19 protein-coding genes are annotated in these 20,009 nt (G+C 68.4%); 12 read left to right on the top strand and 7 right to left on the bottom strand.

Annotated features, from left to right (window positions below):
* The first annotated feature begins 160 nt into the window (after positions 1-160).
* The 4 genes from ACWGID_RS11175 to ACWGID_RS11160 are packed head-to-tail and all read left to right on the top strand — an operon-like array spanning position 161 to position 6,346.
* Positions 161-790: a hypothetical protein gene (locus ACWGID_RS11175; RefSeq protein ID WP_452196282.1), complete on the top strand. Its 630-nt coding sequence runs from the start codon at positions 161-163 to the stop codon at positions 788-790.
* Entirely contained in the window at positions 787-2,601 is a 1,815-nt protein-coding gene (locus ACWGID_RS11170) for a hypothetical protein (RefSeq protein WP_452196281.1), read from the top strand. The genes ACWGID_RS11175 and ACWGID_RS11170 overlap by 4 nt, the downstream gene beginning before the upstream one ends.
* Complete coding sequence (locus tag ACWGID_RS11165) at positions 2,598-5,291, top strand: ATP-binding protein (protein WP_452196280.1); 2,694 nt, start codon at positions 2,598-2,600, stop codon at positions 5,289-5,291. The genes ACWGID_RS11170 and ACWGID_RS11165 overlap by 4 nt, the downstream gene beginning before the upstream one ends.
* A complete protein-coding gene (locus ACWGID_RS11160) occupies positions 5,288-6,346 on the top strand; it encodes an HD domain-containing protein (RefSeq protein WP_452196279.1) in 1,059 nt (352 codons plus the stop codon). Before ACWGID_RS11165 ends, ACWGID_RS11160 begins: the two co-directional genes overlap by 4 nt.
* A 229-nt stretch (positions 6,347-6,575) precedes the next feature.
* On the opposite strand, the gene ACWGID_RS11155 is transcribed toward ACWGID_RS11160, so the two are convergent.
* A complete protein-coding gene (locus ACWGID_RS11155) occupies positions 6,576-6,764 on the bottom strand; it encodes a hypothetical protein (protein ID WP_452196278.1) in 189 nt (62 codons plus the stop codon).
* A gap of 45 nt (positions 6,765-6,809) precedes the next feature.
* Here ACWGID_RS11155 and ACWGID_RS11150 point away from each other — a divergent pair, with 45 nt between their 5' ends.
* The 4 genes from ACWGID_RS11150 to ACWGID_RS11135 are packed head-to-tail and all read left to right on the top strand — an operon-like array spanning position 6,810 to position 11,273.
* Positions 6,810-7,721, top strand: coding sequence for a hypothetical protein (locus ACWGID_RS11150; RefSeq protein ID WP_452196277.1), 912 nt, complete (start codon positions 6,810-6,812; stop codon positions 7,719-7,721).
* 13 nt (positions 7,722-7,734) lie between these two features.
* Complete coding sequence (locus tag ACWGID_RS11145; RefSeq protein ID WP_452196276.1) at positions 7,735-8,079, top strand: hypothetical protein; 345 nt, start codon at positions 7,735-7,737, stop codon at positions 8,077-8,079.
* A gap of 51 nt (positions 8,080-8,130) precedes the next feature.
* Complete coding sequence (locus ACWGID_RS11140; RefSeq protein WP_452196275.1) at positions 8,131-9,054, top strand: NAD-dependent epimerase/dehydratase family protein; 924 nt, start codon at positions 8,131-8,133, stop codon at positions 9,052-9,054.
* Between the two features lie 29 nt (positions 9,055-9,083).
* A complete protein-coding gene (locus ACWGID_RS11135) occupies positions 9,084-11,273 on the top strand; it encodes a glycosyltransferase (protein WP_452196274.1) in 2,190 nt (729 codons plus the stop codon).
* Here ACWGID_RS11135 and ACWGID_RS11130 read toward each other — a convergent pair.
* Entirely contained in the window at positions 11,176-11,646 is a 471-nt protein-coding gene (locus ACWGID_RS11130; RefSeq protein WP_452196273.1) for a GtrA family protein, read from the bottom strand. The two genes, ACWGID_RS11135 and ACWGID_RS11130, sit on opposite strands and share 98 nt — an antisense overlap.
* Before the next feature lie 156 nt (positions 11,647-11,802).
* On the opposite strand from ACWGID_RS11130, the gene ACWGID_RS11125 reads away from it, so the two are divergent.
* Entirely contained in the window at positions 11,803-12,957 is a 1,155-nt protein-coding gene (locus ACWGID_RS11125) for an NAD-dependent epimerase/dehydratase family protein (protein ID WP_452196272.1), read from the top strand.
* A gap of 22 nt (positions 12,958-12,979) precedes the next feature.
* Here ACWGID_RS11125 and ACWGID_RS11120 read toward each other — a convergent pair whose 3' ends face one another.
* Genes ACWGID_RS11120 through ACWGID_RS11105 form a run of 4 tightly spaced genes read right to left on the bottom strand, consistent with a single transcriptional unit; the run spans position 12,980 to position 16,848 of the window.
* On the bottom strand, positions 12,980-13,702 hold the full coding sequence (locus tag ACWGID_RS11120) for a methyltransferase domain-containing protein (protein WP_452196271.1): 723 nt from the start codon (positions 13,700-13,702) through the stop codon (positions 12,980-12,982).
* Positions 13,703-13,736: 34 nt separating this feature from the next.
* Entirely contained in the window at positions 13,737-14,738 is a 1,002-nt protein-coding gene (locus ACWGID_RS11115; RefSeq protein ID WP_452196270.1) for an alanine racemase, read from the bottom strand.
* A gap of 4 nt (positions 14,739-14,742) precedes the next feature.
* The gene (locus ACWGID_RS11110) at positions 14,743-15,873 is read right to left on the bottom strand and encodes a lipid II:glycine glycyltransferase FemX (protein ID WP_452196269.1); all 1,131 of its coding nucleotides are present in this window, start codon (positions 15,871-15,873) and stop codon (positions 14,743-14,745) included.
* 54 nt (positions 15,874-15,927) lie between these two features.
* Positions 15,928-16,848 carry an SDR family NAD(P)-dependent oxidoreductase gene (locus ACWGID_RS11105; RefSeq protein ID WP_452196268.1) on the bottom strand — a complete coding sequence of 307 codons (921 nt, stop codon included), beginning with the start codon at positions 16,846-16,848 and terminating at the stop codon, positions 15,928-15,930.
* 122 nt (positions 16,849-16,970) lie between these two features.
* Between ACWGID_RS11105 and ACWGID_RS11100 the strand changes: the two genes are divergently transcribed.
* Genes ACWGID_RS11100 through ACWGID_RS11090 form a run of 3 tightly spaced genes read left to right on the top strand, consistent with a single transcriptional unit; the run spans position 16,971 to position 19,493 of the window.
* Positions 16,971-17,537 (top strand): TetR/AcrR family transcriptional regulator, encoded by a 567-nt coding sequence (locus ACWGID_RS11100; protein ID WP_452196267.1) that lies wholly within the window; start codon positions 16,971-16,973, stop codon positions 17,535-17,537.
* Complete coding sequence (locus ACWGID_RS11095; RefSeq protein WP_452196266.1) at positions 17,534-18,253, top strand: SDR family NAD(P)-dependent oxidoreductase; 720 nt, start codon at positions 17,534-17,536, stop codon at positions 18,251-18,253. Before ACWGID_RS11100 ends, ACWGID_RS11095 begins: the two co-directional genes overlap by 4 nt.
* Positions 18,254-18,284: 31 nt before the next feature.
* Positions 18,285-19,493 (top strand): MFS transporter, encoded by a 1,209-nt coding sequence (locus ACWGID_RS11090; RefSeq protein WP_452196265.1) that lies wholly within the window; start codon positions 18,285-18,287, stop codon positions 19,491-19,493.
* On the opposite strand, the gene ACWGID_RS11085 is transcribed toward ACWGID_RS11090, so the two are convergent.
* Complete coding sequence (locus ACWGID_RS11085; protein ID WP_452196264.1) at positions 19,462-19,995, bottom strand: NUDIX domain-containing protein; 534 nt, start codon at positions 19,993-19,995, stop codon at positions 19,462-19,464. The two genes, ACWGID_RS11090 and ACWGID_RS11085, sit on opposite strands and share 32 nt — an antisense overlap.
* Positions 19,996-20,009 lie beyond the last annotated feature (14 nt).

Below are 20,009 nucleotides of genomic sequence, written 5' to 3'. Positions count from 1 at the left end.
TCACTCCGGGTCAAGACCTCGTCGCAGTCGGTTCGCCTCGTGGCCGGGAGTTTTCCACAAGTGGCAACGCGATCGTGGTGCGACAGGCACAGGCGGTAACTACAGTTACCTTGCGCGGTGCCGGTCCCGGCGCCGCCACGTCGCGATCTCGGGAGGATGTGTGGCTGTGGAACGAGCCAAGCTCGTCCGTCGGCAGCACACCCACCTCCTGCTGCCGCACGCCGCGCTCGACAACCCGCAGCGTGCCTTGTTCGAGATGGCGCTCCGCCCGGCCGGATGGATCCGGGACGAGGAGCCGCCGTCGACGCTGTCGTTGCAGTGGACCAAGGGGCTCGCCGTTCTGCGGTTGCAGACGCTCGGGTGGTTCCCGCTGCTGGTGACCGCCGGGCCGGTCGGGAAGACCCTGGCCGTGCACCGTGACGCGATGGCCCGGCTGACGTCAGCGGTCCTGGGCAGCGGCGGCAAGACCTTCACGGATCAGCAACTGGTGGAGTACCTGCCGCAGGCTCAACAGCGCTGGCAGCGGGCGCTGGCAGAGCGGCAGCGGCTGACCCGTGCGCAGCAGTTGCTGGAGGCACGCCGGTGCGCGAACTGCGGGTCGTGGTCCGACATGTCCGCGACGCACTGCGCGGGCTGCCGTCGTCGGTTCACCTCCGCCGACGACGCGCTCCGGGACACGAGTGCGGAGCGCGCCGGTGCGATCGCAGACGAGGCTGAGGCCGCGCTGGCGGACCTCGCGCGCGGCGTGATGCTCGAGCGGCTGAACGGCGTACGGAACGACATCGCATGACTGAGACGAGGGTCGCGACGCGGCAGACCGAGCAGTGGGGCTGGGAGTACCGGGGCCGGGAGGTCGTGGTCGTCGAGCACCAGGAGCCGCCTGTTCCCGCCGTACCGCCGCCGTCGGAGCTCGCCAAGCTCGAGAGCCGGCGGGCGACGGTGACGCGGCTCAGCCCGGTCCTGGTGTGGGCGGTGGTCGGGGGCGCCGTACTGACGGTTGTGGTGGGCGTCGTCGTACAGCCGCTGTTGGCGCTGGTACCCGCGGCGGTCACGCTCGGGCTTGCCTGGCTGCGGTGGGGGTGGCCGGAGCAGTTGCGGCGGGCGGCGGCTGCTGAGCATCAACGGTGGCTCGAAGAATGCATCGACACGATGGACGAGTTCGAGCACGACGTACAGGCCTGGCAGTTCGAACGGAGCGAGCAGGAGCGGACCAAGACCTCCCAGGTCGCCGCGACGCGTCCGTGGGTGCCTGTCGGTCCGGCGACCAAGGAGCGCGTCGATCTGTACGGCGGGACCGCCGCAGGTTGGCGAGCCGCGGTGCTGGCGATGGGCAGCTCGCTGATGAGCGCCGGCGGGCGGCTGACCGTCCTCGACCTCACGCAGGACGCGGTGGTGGAGCCGCTGCGTCGCATGGCCGAGGAGTACGGCGCACCGATCCAGGCGACCGTGGTGCCGTCCACGGACACGTCGCCGAACCTGCTCGACGGTCTGAGCGCTGACGAGATCGGTGTGGTGATCGCGGAAGGGCTGCGTGGAGCCGAGCCCGAGCAGTCCGAGTCGCGCGGTGTGGATGCGGCGTTGGTGCAGCAGGTCGTGGAGTGTCTGACGGACGCGCCGGTGACGTTCTCGCGGCTGCATCTGGCGTTCCAGGTTCTGCAGCGTCAGCTCACGCCGGATCAGCGCGGGGAGCTATCGCGGGGCGAGTTCGCGGCGTCGACCGATCTGTTGAGCGAGTCGGCGCGCCGGTCCGCGGAGGCGCGGTTGTTCCGGCTGGCCGCGGGCGTGAAGCGGTTGGCGTCCGTCAGCGGTGATCTCGCGATGGACGGGCCGGACATCTCGTTGCGGGTAGTGCAGCTGTCGCATCGTGAGTCCGAGCTGACCGCATCGTTGCTGCGGCACCTGTTGTTCCAGATCACGATGGTCCGGATTCAGCGTGGCGAGCTGTCCGGGCGCGGCGAGCGGATCGTGCTGATCGCGGGTGCGGATGCGCTGGCGCGACCGGAGCTCGAGCGTTTCGACAGTCTCTGCCGGCGGAACGGTCTGCGGCTGGTGCTGCTGTTCGCGCATCTGCGGGACAGCGCGGTCGAGTTGCTCGGCGGCGGGGACGCCGTACTGTTCATGCGGCTCGGCAACGCGAAGGAGGCCGAGCAGGCCGCGACCTTCATCGGGCGGCAGCATCGGCTGGTGGCGAGCCAGTTCACGTATTCGCACGGGACGAACACGTCGGAGTCGACTTCCGACAGCACGAGCCGCAGCAACAACGCCTCGACGAGCGAGTCCCTCGGCACGCAAACGTCGGACAGCCGGCAGGCCACCTTCGGATTGCTCTTCAGCCGACGGCACCGAGGCGGCAGCAAGAGCAGCGGCGAGAACTACTCGTCGAGCACCACCGGCGGTACGTCGTGGTCCGAGTCGACGTCGACCTCGACGTCCACGGGGACCAACGAGAGCACCTCGGTCGGGTACCAGCGCACATACGAGTTCTCGGTCGAGCCGACGGTCCTGCAAGGGTTGTCGCCGACCGCGTTCGTGATGGTGGACCCGCTCGACCCGGCCAGCCCTCGACTCGGCGATTGCGACCCGCGCCTGGGCGCTTCATGATCCCGCGCTGGCGGATCACCGAAGTACCGCTCATCGGTTCAGAGGTGACCCAACGGCTGACCGGACTGCGGCGCGGGCTGCTGCCGACCCTGAGGTTGCAGGCGTCGGCGGGCCGGCCGTTCAGTTGTTGCTGGACGCGCACGGTCGCGAACGGGCCGATCGAGATACGGGTGGGGATCGAGCCGGACGCGACGGGCGGGGTCGCCTATCCAGCCGGGGCTCGAGCGGTCGCTGCGCCAGACGCCGAGTTCTCGAATTGGGTGGCGGTCGACGGCGCGCACGACGTACTCAGTGCCCTCCCCGAGGCGGAGATCGAGCCGGCCGGAACGCTGGAGGATCTGGTCGAGGTCTTGCCGGATGCCCCGTTCGCGTGGCTGATCCGGGCCGCGCCGGTCGTCGGCGAGGAGCAGGCGGAGCTGCTCGACGATCTGCATTTGCGGATGACGATCGGGCTCGACCGCGAGAAGATCTCCGGCCGCGAGGCCCTCGAACTCGAACGCAACCGAGCGCGTTACCGCGACTTCTCCACAGCCCAGGGCGGCCTGTGGACAGTTGAGATTCTCGCCGGTGGCCTCGACGAATCCACAGCGCGGTTGGTTGCACAGACCTTGGCCGGTGCAGCCGACCTGCACTCCACGCCGTACAACCTGACGGCAACCACCACCCAGCCGACGGCATCCTTCCCGGCGACCGGTGAGGTGTTGGCGGCGATCGCTCGGCCTCCCGTGCGCGAGATCGCCGGCGTTCGTGCTGTTGAGCAAGTGCGCTTCGATCTGACGCCGGAGACACCTGCTGACGGCATCCCGCTCGGCGACGTCATCGACACCGCCGGCCGGGTCGTGTCCACGATGACGGTCTCGACCGACACGCTGAACCGGCACGCGTTCGTCGCCGGCGCCACCGGCTCAGGCAAGTCGCAAACGATCCGGCACCTCCTCGAAGGTCTGTCCGCGGCGTCGGTGCCCTGGCTGGTGATCGAGCCGGCGAAGGCGGAGTACGCCGGAATGGCCGGCCGCCTCGGCAGCGATTCATCGGTCGCGGTCATCCGCCTGGGCGACCCGGACGCCGTACCGCTCAGCCTGAACCCGCTCGAACCCGAGCCCGGCTTCCCGCTGCAGACGCATCTGGATCTCGTCCGCGCACTGTTCCTCGCCGCCTTCGAGGCCAACGAGCCGTTCCCGCAAGTGCTGAGTCAGGCGTTGACCCGGTGCTACACGTCGTACGGCTGGGACCTGGCGTTGAGCGAGCCGGCAGGCGCCCCGCAGTACCCAACGCTCGCCGACCTGCAAACCACCGCGCGCGCAGTGGTCGACGACATCGGGTACGGCGCCGAGCTCGCCGCTGACGTCCGCGGCTTCGTCGACGTCCGCCTCACCTCGCTCCTCCTCGGGACACCCGGCCGCTTCCTCGGCGGCGGACACCCGCTGGACGTCGGCGACCTCCTCAGCCGGAACGTCGTCCTCGAATTCGAAGACGTCGGCGACGACCAGGACAAGGCGTTCTGCATGGGCGTCGTCCTGATCCGCCTGATCGAACACCTCCGCGTCCGCCGTACGACGCCGACCGGCCTGCGCCACGTCACGGTCGTCGAAGAGGCCCACCGCTTGCTCAAGGCAACCACCGACGGCACCGCCGGCCACGCCGTGGAGATGTTCGCCGGCCTGCTCGCCGAGATCCGCGCGTACGGCGAGGGCCTGGTGATCGCCGAACAGATCCCCAGCAAGGTCATCCCCGACGTCGTCAAGAACTCCGCCCTGAAGATCCTGCACCGCCTCCCCGCCGCCGACGACCGCGAAACCGTCGGCGCCACCATGAACCTCGACGACCCCCAGTCCCGAGCCGTCGTCTCCCTCCCACCCGGCCAAGCCGCCACCTTCACCGACGGCATGGACCGCCCCGTCCTCCTCAAAGTCCCCCACGGCGAACTCAAAGAACGCCGCGCCCCATACCCCCCAACCATCGCCACCACAACCACCCGCACCCCCGCCTGCGGACCGTCGTGCCGGGAGACGCCCTGCAGCATTCGCGAGATCGGCTCCGCAGCCGCCGTGCTGAGCAACAACCCCCGATTGACGGTGTACGTCGAACTGCTGACGATCGCCCACGTCGCGGGACTGGCCCGTCCGGTGCCCATCGCCGCTAGTCTCCCGGCCGATCTGCCCGCGCGTGTCCGCGGGTGTGTCGTCGCTGAGGCCGTCACACAGGCGGTCGCTGGTCGGTCTCATCTCATCCGGGCGGACTATGCACCGCAGACGTTGGCGGAGCATCTTGCGCCCGTCGTCACACGATCCCTGGTGGGGGACGCTCCGGCCTGTTCGGTCGCCTCGGAGACGCGGTGGCAGGCAGGCCGCTACCGCTTCGCTGACATCGCAGAGACTCTCCACTCTTGGTCCGGTCCACGCGACCGACCGCACCCACTGACTACTTCGTGGCGCGATCGCGGTCTCGCGCTGACCGGCTCGACGATCCAGGAGCAACTCTTGAGCTACGCGCTTCGTCCGAGCAGCCGGCTGCCGGCGGCAGACCTTCTGTGGGGCGGAGGCCGGCTGGCGGCAGCGATCGAAAGTCTTTCCGGTGCGGCCGACCCGCTCACGGGACTCGTCGATGCCGCCCGTTTCCTGCGTGTCCCCGACAACTGGCATCACCACACCTTTCGGCTGGCAACCACAGCAGACGGTCCACTTTCATGACCGGCGTGCGGGTCTTTCCCGGATGGAGCGATTGGACAGCTGCCGAGACCGATCTGTTGGAACGCCTACCCGAGAAGGCCGTCAGCGAGCTCGGTGTGGCGTTCGCGGCCGCGGTCGAGTGGCACGACGGACAGTGCAGGCCGGCCGGCGAGCCCTACTGGCAGCATCTGCTGCAGGTTCTGCAGGTGCTGGCGACCGGGCTCGAGGTGAAGGACGTCGACCTGTTGCGGGCTGGGCTGTTGCACGACGTGGTGGAGGACACCGCTGGGAACCGGGCTGATCTCGTAGCGAGGTTCAGTGAAGGTACGGCGAGATTGGTCGACGCCGTCACGATTCCGGAGGTCGGTGCGGGCGAATCGAAGGATGCCGTGCGTACGGCGTACCTCGGCAGGCTCGCCTACGCGTCGCCCGACGTACTGCTCTTGAAGCTCTCGGATCGTTACAGCAATGTCCAGCGACTGCACACGCATCCCCGCGTGGCGAAACAGCGCTCGTACTACGCCGAGACGGTTGAGCACTTCGTGCCGCTGGCGCCTGTGGACGATCGGCTCGGGGCGCTGTTCACCGCCTGGGCAGACGCCTACTCCTATCTTGGTGGTCCCGTCGAGACGATCGAGACCGCAGACAAGCTCGCGGCGGCTCTCCATCGCGAGCAGGTCGACAAGAGCGGCTCACCATATGTCGCTCATGTCCGCGGTGCTGCTGCCATTGCCCGTGCCAACGGTGCAACTCCACACCAGCAGATCGCGGCGCTGCTTCACGACACGGTCGAAGACACCGACTCCACGCTCGCTCAGCTCGACGACCTGGGCGTGCCGGATTCCGTCGTGGAGATGGTGGATGCCCTCACGCGCCGGCCCGACGAGTCTCACGTCGCCTACCTGACCCGACTCGTTCAGACTCCGAGTGCCGTTCTGGTCAAACGCGCGGACATCCAGCACAACAGCAGCCCCGAGCGCCTCGGCCAACTTGACGAGGCGACCCGGCAGCGACTGCGCGCCAAGTACGCCCACGCGATCGACGTACTCGCGAAGGCGACCAATCGCCATGGATAGGCCAGGCCGTCGCAACGTCGAGCAGTCCGACGTCGCCTCCCCGCCGCCCCCGGAGGCGATCACCAGTACGCCGGACCATGACACCGCATCGGTCGGGGACGAGACGCCTGGCCTCCCCGAGGCAACACGCTCGGAGCCAGACCGCCCGCGCCCTGAGCCCGAGCCGGACCGGTCCGAGCGGCCGGCGTACGAGGCTCGCGCATCGGAGCAAGCAGTGGAGTCGAACTCCTCATCGACTGATCGAACGGCTGACTCCCGTGTAGAGCAGGAAGATCCGTTCGCGTCGTACCCGCCCGAGCTCCGCGCCCACATGCACCACGACGACACGCTGTCCCGTCTCCAGTACGTCAGTAAGCAGGAACCGGAACCAGTCGTCGACGCTCAGCAGACGACACCAGCGACAGACGAGCCATCGCACCCCCGAGTCGACCCGCCCACCGCACCTTCGGGCGAGGCAGAAGCTGTGACTGTTGAAGCTGGCGACACTGAGACTGCCGGAACCGATGAGCCAGATGTTGCTCAGCTCCCCGACGGCGCCGACGAGCCCGAGTCAGTTGCCGAACCCGACGTCGCAGCCCGGCTGGCCGAGCTGGACAAGCGGTGGGATACGTCTGAGGCCGGATTGCCACCCGGTCCGCTGCCGGAGTCCGCTCAATCGCTCGACACGGACGCCGTCGACTCGATGGACCCCGACACCAGACGCGGTCTCGAGTACGAGGGCGCCGAGGAGTACATCGCCAAGAACAAAGACGATCATCCGTGGCTCGAACCCGCAACCGATGCCTCGCCGGCCGTCCAACGCATCTTCTCCGCCATCGACCAAGGCTCCGGCCACGCCCACATCCGCCACGGCCCAATGGGCGACGATCAGCTCTACGCCGACCGAGTCGCTCGTCTCCAAGATCCCGCCCAAACGGATACCGTCAAGCGTGAAGCTGGTGTCGATGGGCTGAAGCCGAACAAGATGCACCGCTGTAGTTGGGAGGCCACTCGGATCCACGACGCAACGGCATTTGCCGCGGCATTTGCTGCTGCGGTGGAGCTCCCGGAAGTGCAATCTGCCTTGGCCACGCCGCTCGGATCGACCATCGAGCCGCCGGACACAGTCAAGGTTCCCATTGCAGAGCTTCTTGGACCTGACGGCCACAAGTTCTGCTCGGGTTATCGGCTGGAAGGTGGTCCTGAGGCGATGCAGAGCCGCAAGGAATGGCTCCAGGCCCACGCGCAGGGCGGGGACCTCAGCAATATCCCTGAGCCACGGTCCGAGCGCATCGAGTCGTTCGAGGGCGGTCACGCCGTAATTCGCTTCAAGCCCAATGACAAGGGTTACGAGATCGGCACCCTGTTCGTTGAGCCACCGGCACCTGAGAACTAGGAGGACGAGAGATATGCCGTTGATCGAGAGGTATTGGCTCGACGACAAGTCCGTGCCGTTCGGGACGCTGCTGAGGTACTTGGAGAAGTACTACAGTCCCGAGATCCACCACGACAACTTCGAGTTCCTGCTCAGCCGGGCGAGGCTGGGCGATCCGGCAGACGCCGGCATGGCCACCTTCAAGGACGAACTGAGCCGGCTGTTGAGGGGTGATCGGGAAGGTCTGCACCCGAAGGCGATCATCACGGCGGCGGAGTACGACGAGTGGGACAGCGACGACGAGTTCCTGGCTTGGTTGTGGCATGAGCTTTATCCGGAGGAGGCGGTGCCGGCTCCGGATGGTACGGGCGCTGAGTGACGAGGTGTGTGCGGGCGGTCGTCGGTGCGGTGGAGGCGTGGTCGCGGGTGGATGGGTGTGGGTAGGTTGAGGGGCATGGACGAGCGTGTGTTGGTCACTGGGGCCTCGGGGTTTATTGGGCGGGGTGTGGTGGCTGCCTTGCGGGGGCGGGGGGTGGCGGTGACTGCGGTGGATCGGGAGCCGCCGGATTCTTCGTGGGACGACGGGGTGCACGTGGTGACGGGGGATCTTGCAGAGCAGGAGACCTGTGTGGCGGCGTTCGAGACGCGGCCGACCAGCGTGGTGCACCTCGCGGCGTTGACGTCGGTACTGCGGTCGGTGGATGCGCCGATGCAGACGTTCGCGCAGAACGTGACGATCACTCAGGTGCTGCTGGAGTTGTCGCGCGGAAGCGGCGTGGACCGGTTCGTGCTCGCCTCGACCAACGCGGTCGTGGGTGATGTGGGTACGTCGACCATCACCGCGGACCTGCCGCTGCGCCCGTTGACGCCGTACGGCGCGACGAAGGCGGCGTGCGAGATGCTGCTCTCGGCGTACTCGGGAAGCTACGGCCTCGCGACTGCCGCGCTGCGGTTCACGAACGTGTACGGGCCGGGCATGTCGCACAAGGACAGCTTCGTACCGCGGATGATGCGGGCCGCGCTGAGCGGGACCGGCGTCCGGGTGTACGGCGACGGCGAACAGCGGCGCGACCTGGTCTTCATCGACGACGTGGTGAGCGGGATCTTGCTCGCGCTCGACAACCGGTACGACGGTCGCGCGATCATCGGGTCCGGCCGCTCGATCAGTGTGCTCGAGATGATCGAGACGGTTCGCAAGGTGACGGACTGTCCGGTGCCGGCCGAGCACGTCGAAGCACCGGCCGGTGAGATGCCGGCGGTGGTCGTGGACATCACCAACGATCTCGGCTACCAGCCGGCGGTCTCGTTGGAGGACGGCCTGGCGCGGACGTGGCAGTACTTCCAACAGCAGTGAGACTCAAAGCAACACTGAGGAAGCACTGGTTGCTCGCCATCTTCCTGGTGGCGGGCATCTTTCTGCGAGTCCTCGCAACCGTCGCGTACCGCCCGGCGATCGTCTACACCGACTCCATCCAGTACCTGACGAACATGGGCAAGCTGAGCCCCGATCAGCTGAACCCGATCGGGTACGACTTCGTGCTCGGCCCACTGGTCTGGATCGGCGGCCTCACCTTCGTCGTCATCGTCCAGCACGTCGTCGGACTCCTGCTCGGCGTCGTGATCTACGCACTGGCCCGCAGACTCACCGTCTACCGCTGGCTGGCCGCGGTCGCCGCCGCGCCGATCCTGCTCGACGCCTACCAGGTGCAGATCGAGCAGAACATCATGGCCGAGACCACGTTCGACGTGATCCTGGTGGCGATCCTCTGGCTGCTGCTCGCCAAGGGCGTGCCGGGCTGGCGTCGCGCGGCCTTCGTCGGTCTGCTCGTCGGCGCCGCGTTCGCGGTCCGCGCGATCGGCCTGGTGCTCCTGATCCCGGTGGTCCTCTACCTGGTTGTCGTCGGCAACGCCTGGCGCAAGCGCCGCATGGACGTGGTACGCCGTACCGCTGCCGCCGTGGCGGGCTTCGCTGTCGTCTTCGTCGCGTACGCCGGCTACTACCGCGCTGACACGGGCCGCTGGGGTTTCACGGGTGCCGAGAACCAGATCCTGTACGGGCGGACCGCGACGGTCGCGAACTGCGAGACCCTCCCGCTCAACGAGGGCACCAGACTGTTCTGCCCGAAGGAGCCGCTCGGCCAGCGCCTCGGCGTCGACAACTACGCCCACAACCACTACGGCGACCCGAACTGGCCAGGCCCGCTGCCACCCGGTACGACGAAGCGTCAGCTGGCCACCGAGTTCGCGCATCTCGTCATCACGCACCAGCCGCTCGACGTGACATGGGCTGCTCTGAAGGACTTCGCGAAGGGTTTCGCCCCGACACGCACCAGCTCACCCGACGACGTACCGCTGGGTCGTTGGCAGTTCCAACTGACCTATCCGAACCTCAAGGACCCCAACACCGCGAAAGCGGCAGTCAAATGGGGAGGGTCCGAGCCGCAGGTCTCCCACGGACCTGCGGTCATCCTGCGCGGCTACCAGCTACACGGCGGCTACACGTCTGGCACGTTCCTCGGTCTGTGTGTGCTGATCGCACTGGCCGCAGTCGCTGGGCTGGGGCGCGCAAAGCAGTCACGTCTCCGCTCGGCTGCACTGTTCCCCGCAGCGGCCGGCGTGCTCCTTCTGCTCGGCTCAGCAGCGTTTGAGTTCTCCTGGCGCTACCAACTGCCGGGACTGGTCTTCTTCCCACTCGCAGGTGCGATCGGTCTCCGCGCGATCCTCGGCAAGGACCAGGCCCGGCCTGCGATGGCGGACTACCCGGATGCCGTGGATTCCGAAGCGGCGAAGGACTTCGGCGAGCACGAGTTCGCGCCGGTGGTCGTCGTCATCGCGGCGTACAACGAGGCCGGCGGGATCGGTCCGGTGCTGACCAACATGCCTCGGACGTGTGCCGGCCTGCCGGTCGATGTCCTGGTCGTGGTCGACGGCGCCACCGACAACACCGCTGAGATCGCTCGCGAGCGCGGGGCCTCCGTCTGCGTTGCTCCGAGCAACCGTGGTCAGGGCGCGGCGCTCCGGCTCGGGTACCACCTGGCGGCCGCGGGCGGAGCGGAGTACGTCGTCACGACCGACGCGGATGGGCAGTACGACAACGACGAGCTCGAGACGCTGATGGAGCCGATCCTGCTCGACCGGGCCGACTTCGTCACCGGGTCGCGGCGGCTCGGGGCCGAGGACGCGGACAGCCGGCTGCGCTGGGTCGGCGTCCGGGTGTTCGCGGTCCTCGCGTCGGTCCTGACCCGGCGGAAGCTCACCGACACGTCGTTCGGGTTCCGCGCGATGCGGGCCGAGCTGGCGACCGCGGTCACGCTGCGTGAACCGCAGTACCAGTCGTCGGAGCTGCTGCTCGGTGCGCTGGCGCTCGGCGCACGCGTCGTCGAGCTGCCGATGACGATGCGCCGCCGCGGTGACGGGAGCAGCAAGAAGGGCCCGGGCGTCGTGTACGGCGCCAACTACGGGCGGGTGATGACGACTACGTGGCTACGGGAGTACGCGCTGGGCCGGGCTCGGAAGAAGCGGTCTCGGGCTTGGCGAAAACCAGCCGATCGAACAGTACGAACTTCACGATGAACAGCAGCGCATAGGTCGCGAAGTACGAGCCGGTCACCCAGAGTGTCTTCCAGACGTGGGAGTCGAGGCCCCGCACCAAGTGGTCGGTCAGCGAGGTGACGAGCGCGGCGGTCACGGCCGAACCGATCACGATCAGCGTGTACGGCAGCTTCTGACCGCTCCGGCCCCAGGTCCACCGGCGGTTCAGGACGTAGTTCGGGACCGCGCCGGCCAGCCAGGCGACCAGGGTCGCGACGAGGGCCGCCGTACCGAACCAGTAACAGAGAGCGAACGCCAACTGACTCACCACGGTGGCGACCACGGAGGACGCCGAGTACTTCGCCCAGAGCGACAATCGGGCACGAGTGGGCTTGACCTTGGTGAGAGCACGCATCGGGGCCTATTCTGCACCCCCGCACCGATGGACGGCAGTCCGCCGAAGATTCTCAGCCGATTACCAGCGAATAGGTGGGGCCGGTCACGTTACTGGAGCGGGTACTCGGGATAGGAAGGACTGTGACGACTTTCCCCGACGGAAGGCGGCCGAGCCGTGCGCGTACTCGTCCTGGGCGGTGACGGCTACTTAGGGTGGCCGACAGCCCTGCACCTCTCCGACCGCGGCCACCACACGGCCGTGCTCGACAACATGGCCCGCCGCGGTTACGACCGTGAGCTGGGCGTCCAGAGCCTGGTCCCGATCGAGGATCTCGATGCCCGGGTGGCGGCCTGGAAGGAGGTCTCCGGTCAGGAGATCCCGGCGTACACCGGTGATCTGCTCGACGCCGACTTCGTCTACCGGGTACTGCGTGAGTTCCAGCCGGACGCGATCGTGCACTTCGCCGAGCAGCGCGCCGCACCGTACTCGATGATCGACCGCGAACACGCTGTGTACACGCAGCACAACAACGTGGTCGGCACGCTGAACCTGATGTACGCCATCGCCGAGACGAACCCGGACATCCACCTGGTGAAGCTCGGCACGATGGGCGAGTACGGCACGCCGAACATCGACATCGAGGAAGGCTGGCTGGAGGTCGAGCACAACGGGCGCAAGGACCGGATGCTCTACCCGAAGAAGCCCGGCTCGTTCTACCACCTCAGCAAGGTGCACGACTCGCACAACCTCGAGTTCGGCTGCCGGATCTGGGGAATGCGCGTCACCGACCTCAACCAGGGCGTGGTGTACGGGCAGCAGACCGACCAGACCGTGCGGGACGCCCGGCTGGCGACGCGGTTCGACTACGACGCCGTGTTCGGCACCGTGCTCAACCGGTTCTGCATCCAGGCCGTGCTCGGCGAGCCGCTGACGGTGTACGGCGCCGGCGGTCAGACGCGAGGCTTCCTCGACATCCGGGACACCGTGGAGTGCATCCGGCTCGCGGTGGAGAACCCGGCGGACGCCGGTGAGTTCCGGGTCTTCAACCAGATGACCGAGAGCTACTCGGTGTCGCAGCTCGCCGATCTGGTCGCTGAGTGCTTCCCCGGCCCGGTCCAGGTCGAGCACTTGGAGAATCCGCGGGTCGAGCAGGCTGAGCACTATTACAACGTCAAACACACCGGCCTGGTCGGGCTCGGTCTCCAGCCGCACCTGCTGTCGGAGACCCTGATCGAGTCGATGTTCGACATCGTGTCGGCCAACAAGGACCGCGTCGACCCGGCCGCCCTCCTCCCGACCGTCCGCTGGAAGGGTCACCTCAAGCAGTGAGCCTGGCGTTGGAGCCCACCGTTCAGCGGTGGGCTCCAACGAGCAGCGTCGGTAATACGGCCAGGAAACGGTCGCGGCGGCCGCGGCGGGACTGCTCCGCGAGCCAACTGTCGGCGTCTTCCTGGGTGATCAGCGCTTTCTCGACTGCCGCTGCGGCGGCTGATTTGAGCTGCGGCGCCAGCTGCTTGTGGTCGGTGACGGCCTCCGTGTGGACGGTGACCTTGACGTCGTGGAATCCCGCGTCGAGGAGCAGGTCGCGCAGCATTCGGGTAGCGCGCGGCGAAACCGTGCGCGACTCGAGGCCGAGGCAGATCACGTCCGTCAGGTCCTGGTCGGAGCTGTCGATCAACAGGAAACCGTAGTCCTGTCCGCCCACCGCGATCCGTCCGCCGGGACGGAGTACCCGATGGGCCTCGGCGATCGTCGGCGCCGGGTCCTCGAGCAGGTGGAAGAGCCGCAGCGCGCGGTACCCGTCCATCGACTCGTCCTCGAGGGGCAGGTCGTCGGAATGTGCCACGTGAAACATTGCACTAGGCGCCCGCCGACGCGCGGCCTCGACCGCTTCGGGATCGGCGTCCACCCCGGTCACCTTCAGGCCCTTCTTGGCCAACTCCGCCACCGCGTGCCCCGCGCCGCACGCCACATCGACGCAGCTCGCACCGCGTTTCAGCCCCAGCACCCGGTACGACGCAGCGCGCAACTCCGCCGCCCCGGGACGTTCCTCGATCTGCTCCAGAAAGCTCATACGGTCCACGCTGCAACTTCAGGTGGACCTGAAGTCAATCCATCGACACCTTGTCGAAGTCCGTCGTCGTGTACCGGACGTCGACCGTGACCTCGTCGCCGACCGCCGGCGGGGCCACCGAGGACGGCAGGAACAGCATGCTCGCCTGCATGTGCGGCGGCTCGGCGAACCAGCGCTGCTTGCCGTCGATGCTGAACGGCGACAACGCCATCCCGGCCGCGTCCAGGCTGCCCTTCGCCATCGCGATCGCGCGCTGCCGGACGGTCGCGGCCGCCGTCGGGGCCTCCAGTCCGACGCCGTGCGCCGTACCGCCGGAGACGATCAGGATGTGGCCGTCGCCGCTGACCCGGCGCTGCCGGTAGCCGACGCGTTCGCCGCGCCGTACCGAGTGCACGTCCAGAACGGTTGCTCGGACGGACAGCGCGCCGCGGTCACCGAGCCACAGCCCGGTGCCCATCCGGAGCTTCACGTCGTCGCCGATGTCACCGAGCTTCTGCGCCGGGACGTGCGACACCCACAGCGGGCTCTTCCGTACGTCGAGGGCCGCCTTCGCCAGCTGCTGCGCCTCGCGGAGGTTCGCCGACGTACCGCCCGCGCCCATCGGGAAGTGCAGCGACCAGCCCTCGAAGCGGATCCGGTCGAGCGCGTTCAGCAGCATCGTGTGCCGCAGTTCGCGGGCGCCGATGCCGTGCCGGCGCATCGAGGTCATCACCTCGATCAGCACCCGGCTGCCGGCCGGGATCGACACCAGGTCGGCCAGCCGGCTGACCGTGTGGATCACGTTCCGGCTCTGCGGCACCTCGAGGAACGGCCGCCACGGCGACAGCACCACGATGTCCTCGCGGGGATCCGCGGGAACCTCGAAGTACGTGCCGACCGCGACCGTCCGGGCGCCGAGCGCGCGGGATTCCGCGAGCAGGCGCTGGTTGCCGAACCCGTACCCGTTGCCCTTGGCGACCGGGACGATGTCGGGGTTCCACGTGGAACGCAGGTGATCACGCCAGCGATCGGAATCGACGTGCAGGACTAGGGGCATGGTGTCAACGCCGTCTCATGTAGAGGTCGAATGCGGTGTAGAGCGCCTTGTTCAACGGCAGATCCCACTCACCGACGTACTCGACGGCCTCGCCGCCGGTCCCGGTCTTGAACTGGATCAACCCGACGTGCGGGTCGTTCGGGTCCAAGGTGTCGGTGATGCCCCGTAGGTCGTACACGGACGCACCCGCCGCGAGTGCGTCCGACATCATGCGCCACTGGACCGCGTTCGATCCGCGCACGTCGCGTTTGGCGGTCGAGCTGGCCCCGTAGGAGTACCAGGAATGACCGCCGACCCGGACCCAGATCGTCGACGCGACCAGGTCGCCCTCGTGGTGGGCGTTGTAGATCCGGAAGTCACAGCAATCGGCCGGCTGGTTCGCCATCGCGGCGTACATCTTCTCGAAGTACGGCAGCGGCCGGGGAGTGAAGTGGTCGCGGTGGGCGGTCTCGACGTACAGGGCGTGGAAGGCCTTGATGTCCTCCGGCCCGCCCTGCGTCACCTCGACGCCGGCCTTGTCGGCCTTCTTGATGTTCCGCCGCCACAGCTGGTTCATGCCCTTCAGCAGGTCGTCCGAGCTGCGGCCGCCGAGCGGAACCTGGAAGACGTACTGCGGTTGTCCGGCCGCGAACCCCTCCGCGAGCCGGGGCGCCTTCCAGCCGAGTTTGCGCAGCTGCTCGGTGACGGTCGCGCCGGACGGCTCGATCACGTCCGGCCGGACGTCGCCGAGCTTCGGCTGCTGGCCGCCGGCGATCGCGTCCTTGATGGTCTTCGCGGTCCAGCGCCGGGTGGCGACCGGCGGACCCATCCGGATGCCGAACGCGCCGCGCTCGGCCAGGTGCGCGGCCAGCGGACGCAGGTAGCGGCCGAGGTCGATCGCATCCCAGTCGATCACCGGACCTTCCGGCAGGTAGGCGAGGTACCGCTTCACCCTCGGCATCTGCCGGTACAGCACCAGGCCGACGCCGACCAGTTCGGCCGGGTTCGCCGGGTCGTACCAGCCGAGTGACTCCGCCTTCCATTCACTCTTCACCGCCGCCCACCCAGGGGTCTGCAGGAAGCTCGCCGCCGGCTGCGCCGCGATGTAGGCGGCGTGCTCGTCGGCCGAGATGGTCCGAATGCTCAAGTCACTCACGGGTGGTCACAGTACCGGCCCAGCCGCGGGAACCGTAGCTGAGCCGGTGTCTGATCACACCTGTGCGAGCAGCGTCGCGGACAGGTCCCACAACCGAGTGGCCGACTCCGGATCCAGGGCGTACGGCGCGACTCCGGTGTTCTCGCCCGGGACGTTGGGCAGCGCCTCGTTGTTGTCCTCGAAGTACTTGCCCGTCACGCCCTGGACGAGCGGCGAGGCGGCCAGCAGCAGCGAGGTCGCGGCACCCTGCTCGACCGTCTTCCAGCGGAACTGGTCCCACTGCTGCTGCACGTCCTCCGGTACATATCGCTGGAGCGCGGTCCGGATCCCGCCGGGCATCAGTGCGTTGACCACGATCCCGTCCGAGGCCCAGCGCTTCGCCCCTTCGATCGCGAACAAGATGTTGGCGGTCTTCGACTGTCCGTACGCCGCCCACGGTTCGTACTCACGGTTCTCGAAGTGTGGGTCGTCGAGGTCCACGTCCGAGCGCAGGTGCGCGCTCGAGCTGACCGACACGACGCGCGCGTCACCGGCGGCCGCGAGTGCGTCGTACAGGCCGAGGGTGAGTCCGAAGTGGCCGAGGTGGTTGGTCGCGAACTGGTGCTCCCAGCCCTCGGGTGTCCGGTTCAGCGGCTCGGCCATTACGCCGGCGTTGTTGACCAGGATGTGCAGGGGGCCGCTCCAGCTCTCGGCGAACGCGCGCACCGAGGCGCGGTCGGCGAGCTCGATCGGCGCGACGAAGACGTGGTTGTTGCCGGTGCTCTCGATGATCTGACCGGCGACGCGCTCGCCGGCGGCGGTGTTCCGGACGGCCAGCGTCACCTCGGCGCCTGCCGCGGCGAGGGCGCGGACGGTCTCGACCCCGATCCCGGACGCGCCGCCGGTGACGACCGCGCGCCGGCCGCTCAGGTCGACTCCGGCGATCACCTCGGCGGCGGTGGAGTCGTAGCCGAAGGGGGTGGTGAATCTGCTCATCAGCGTCTGTCCTGTTCTGCGAGCTAGGCTTAACCGGAGGAGCCTCCGGTAAATCCAGTTAACCGGAGGAGGCTCCGGTTCTCAAGTTCGGCTAGGTTTGGTGGTCCGGGAGGGGAGGGGACATGAGCAGCACGAGCGAGCGACCGCTGCGCGCGGACGCTCAGCGCAACCGCGGCCAGATCCTGACCGCGGCCTCGCAGGCGTTCACGAAGTGCGGCCTCGAGGCGACCCTCGAAGGGATCGCGAAGGACGCCGGCGTCGGCATCGGCACCCTCTACCGGCACTTCCCGACGCGGGAGGCGCTGATCGAAGCGGCGTACCGCAAGGAGCTCGCGTCCGTCTGCGACGCGGCGCCCGAACTGCTCTCGGAGCTGCCGCCGGCGGAGGCACTGCGGGCCTGGATGGACCGCTTCATCGACTACATGGCCCGCAAGCTGGGCATGGCCGACGCGCTGCGCGCCGTGATCGCCTCCGGCGCCGACCCGTACGCGCACAGTCGCGACCTGCTGGTCGGCGCGATCAAGCCGATCCTCGACGCCGGCGCCGCGTCCGGTGACCTGCGGTCCGACGTGACAGCTGACGACGTACTACTAAGCCTGAGCGGTGTCGGCCTGGCCGCGAGCGGTCGGCGGGAGCAGGCCGACCGTCTCCTCGACCTGCTGCTCGACGGTCTGCGGTACGGCGCGTGAGACGGAAGGTGGCCCTGGTCACGGGGTCCGCCTCAGGCATCGGAGCGGCAACGGTACGGCGGTTCGCCGCGGACGGGATGACCGTCGCGGTGCACTCGCGATCCAGCCGGGACGCGGGGGAGGCGCTGGCCGCGGAGCTGGGCGGTTCGTACCACCAGGCTGACCTCGCCGACGACGCGGCGGCGCAGGCGCTGGTGCCCGAAGTGCTCGCCGCGCACGGGCGCCTCGACGTACTCGTGAACAACGCAGGGATCAGCTGGCCGGTCCCGCACGCGGACCTCGACGGCCTGACCGCGACCGACTGGCGCCGCCTGCTCGACGTCAACCTGATCGCCCCGTGGCTGCTCTGTACTGCGGCCCTGCCTGTACTGCGGGAGTCGGGCGGCTGCATCGTCAACGTGACCAGTCACGCCGGCGTCCGCCCAAAGGGCAGCTCAGTCGCGTACGCCGCATCGAAGGCCGCGCTGAACCACATGACCAAGTTGCTCGCTGCCGCTCTCGGGCCCGACGTCCGAGTCAATGCGATCGCCCCAGGCCTCGTCGACACACCGCTCACCGAGTCGTGGACCGAGGCCCAGGACCTGTGGAAAACCTCCAGCCCGATGGGCCGCGCGGCGCAGCCGGCGGACGTCGCCGACCTGATTTCGGCAGTTGTCCACAACTCCTATCTGACCGGTGAAGTGATCCTGCTCGACGGCGGCCTGAACCTGCGCTGATTCTGTCGGCGGCGGCTTCTACGATCGCGGGATGTCTTTGGGTCGAGACTTCCGTCGGTTGTGGTTCGCGTTCACGGTCAGTGCCTTCGGATCGGCGGTTGGTCTCGGCGCCTTGCCACTGGTCGCCGTCCTGGCGCTCGACTCGAGCACCCTGCAGGTCTCGATGCTCGCCGCGATCTCCGCGGTGGCCGGCGCCGCGCTCGCGTTGCCGATGGGGGACTTCATCGAGCAGCGCCGGAAGCGGCCGGTGATGATCGCGGCGGACCTTGTGCGGTTCGCCGCGCTGGCCTCGGTGCCGATCGCGGCCGCGTTCGGCGTACTGACTTATCTACTGCTGTGCGTGGCGGGGGTGCTGCAGGCGGCTGGGACGATCGCGTTCCAATCGGCGAGTGGGGCGCACCTGAAGGCGCTGGTGCCGGCCGAGGGACGGGCCGAGGCCAACAGCCGGTTCGAGCAGACCAACTGGATCTCGCTGAGTATCGGTCCGGCGGTCGGCGGCGCACTGGTCAGTCTGGTCGGTGCGACGATCACGCTGGCGGTCGACGCGGTGTCGTTCCTCGGGTCGGCGCTCGGCATCCGGCGGATCCAGGCGCCCGAGCCCGAGCCGGTGAAGCGCGAGGGCCGCGCCGACTTCACCGCCGGCTGGCGCTACATCCTGCGGCATCGGGGCCTGCGCGCCCTGTTCTGGAACTCGCAGTTGTTCGGCGGGCCGGCCATGATGATCTCGCCGTTGCTGGCCGTCTTCATGCTGCGCGACCTCGGACTCGCCGCGTGGAGCTACGGCGTGTTCCTCGGTATCTCCTGCATCGGTGGGGTGATCGGCGCGCGGATGGCGCCGCGGCTCACCAAGCGGTACGGGCTGCACTGGATGCTGCTGGTGTTCGGCGTACTGCGGGCCCCCTGGCTGCTGCTGCTCCCGCTGGCGCCGCCCGGGTGGGGCGGGTTCGTCCTGCTGACGCTGGCCGAGACGGCGCTGCTGGTCGGCGCCGGCGCGTTCAACCCGTCGTTCGCGACGTACCGGATGGAGGTGACCGAGGACGCGTACATGGCGCGAGTCGTGGGTTCGTGGTCGATCAGTTCGCGGTGCGTGCAGCCCGCGTTCATCGCGCTCGGTGGCGTGCTCGCGACGCTGGTCGGGACGCGTGGCGCCCTCTGGGTCGCGGGGATCGCCTGCGCGCTGAGCGCCGTACTGCTGCCTTGGCGCGCTGCTAAACCAGCTGCATTGCCTGAGCCAGCCTGACGATCGGGCCCATCACCCCGTCGGGCTGACCTTCGAGGTACGTCGCCGCCTCGTCCGGAGGCAGCACCAGGACGTCGGTCACCTGCTCGCCGTCCTCGGGGTTGGTCGGCTCCTGCTCGATCACGGCGTCTGCGACGAAGTTCGCCCAGTACGAGACCGGATGCGGCAGGTGCGGACGGTACGGCGCGGGGCGGCGGTGATCGGCGCGATGCGCACCCAGCCAGGTCATCGGCCCGGTCAAGCGGGCGCCGGCCTCCTCGAGCAGCTCACCCTCGACGAGCTGCTCGATCGTCTCACCGGGTTCGCGGGTCCCGCCGGGGAGGAAACGCCAGCCGAGGTCGTTGGCGCACACAACGATTCCGCCGGCGGTCCGGCAGACGACGTGGACGTTGCTGATCAGCTCGTCCTGCGGTTCCTCGAGCGTGTACCGAACGTCGAGGTCGCCCCACTCCCAGTAGCCGGAGGTGAACAGTTCGGGGAACCGGTCCGACCAGGGCTGCATAGCCTCATTCTGCG

It is taken from the genome of Kribbella sp. NPDC054772 (genome assembly GCF_053611945.1).
Note: the sequence above shows the minus strand (reverse complement) of the source record. Positions and strands in the feature narration are given on the sequence as shown.

What these genes read in the sequence shown, in the direction of transcription:
- ACWGID_RS11170 (WP_452196281.1), top strand. Translation starts at nt 787, where the DNA reads ATGACTGAGACGAGGGTCGCGACGCGGCAGACCGAGCAGTGGGGCTGG.
- ACWGID_RS11165 (WP_452196280.1), top strand. Translation starts at nt 2,598, where the DNA reads ATGATCCCGCGCTGGCGGATCACCGAAGTACCGCTCATCGGTTCAGAG.
- ACWGID_RS11160 (WP_452196279.1), top strand. Translation starts at nt 5,288, where the DNA reads ATGACCGGCGTGCGGGTCTTTCCCGGATGGAGCGATTGGACAGCTGCC.
- ACWGID_RS11145 (WP_452196276.1), top strand. Translation starts at nt 7,735, where the DNA reads ATGCCGTTGATCGAGAGGTATTGGCTCGACGACAAGTCCGTGCCGTTC.
- ACWGID_RS11140 (WP_452196275.1), top strand. Translation starts at nt 8,131, where the DNA reads ATGGGTGTGGGTAGGTTGAGGGGCATGGACGAGCGTGTGTTGGTCACT.
- ACWGID_RS11130 (WP_452196273.1), bottom strand. Translation starts at nt 11,646, where the DNA reads ATGCGTGCTCTCACCAAGGTCAAGCCCACTCGTGCCCGATTGTCGCTC.
- ACWGID_RS11120 (WP_452196271.1), bottom strand. Translation starts at nt 13,702, where the DNA reads ATGAGCTTTCTGGAGCAGATCGAGGAACGTCCCGGGGCGGCGGAGTTG.
- ACWGID_RS11115 (WP_452196270.1), bottom strand. Translation starts at nt 14,738, where the DNA reads ATGCCCCTAGTCCTGCACGTCGATTCCGATCGCTGGCGTGATCACCTG.
- ACWGID_RS11105 (WP_452196268.1), bottom strand. Translation starts at nt 16,848, where the DNA reads ATGAGCAGATTCACCACCCCCTTCGGCTACGACTCCACCGCCGCCGAG.
- ACWGID_RS11100 (WP_452196267.1), top strand. Translation starts at nt 16,971, where the DNA reads ATGAGCAGCACGAGCGAGCGACCGCTGCGCGCGGACGCTCAGCGCAAC.
- ACWGID_RS11090 (WP_452196265.1), top strand. Translation starts at nt 18,285, where the DNA reads ATGTCTTTGGGTCGAGACTTCCGTCGGTTGTGGTTCGCGTTCACGGTC.
- ACWGID_RS11085 (WP_452196264.1), bottom strand. Translation starts at nt 19,995, where the DNA reads ATGCAGCCCTGGTCGGACCGGTTCCCCGAACTGTTCACCTCCGGCTAC.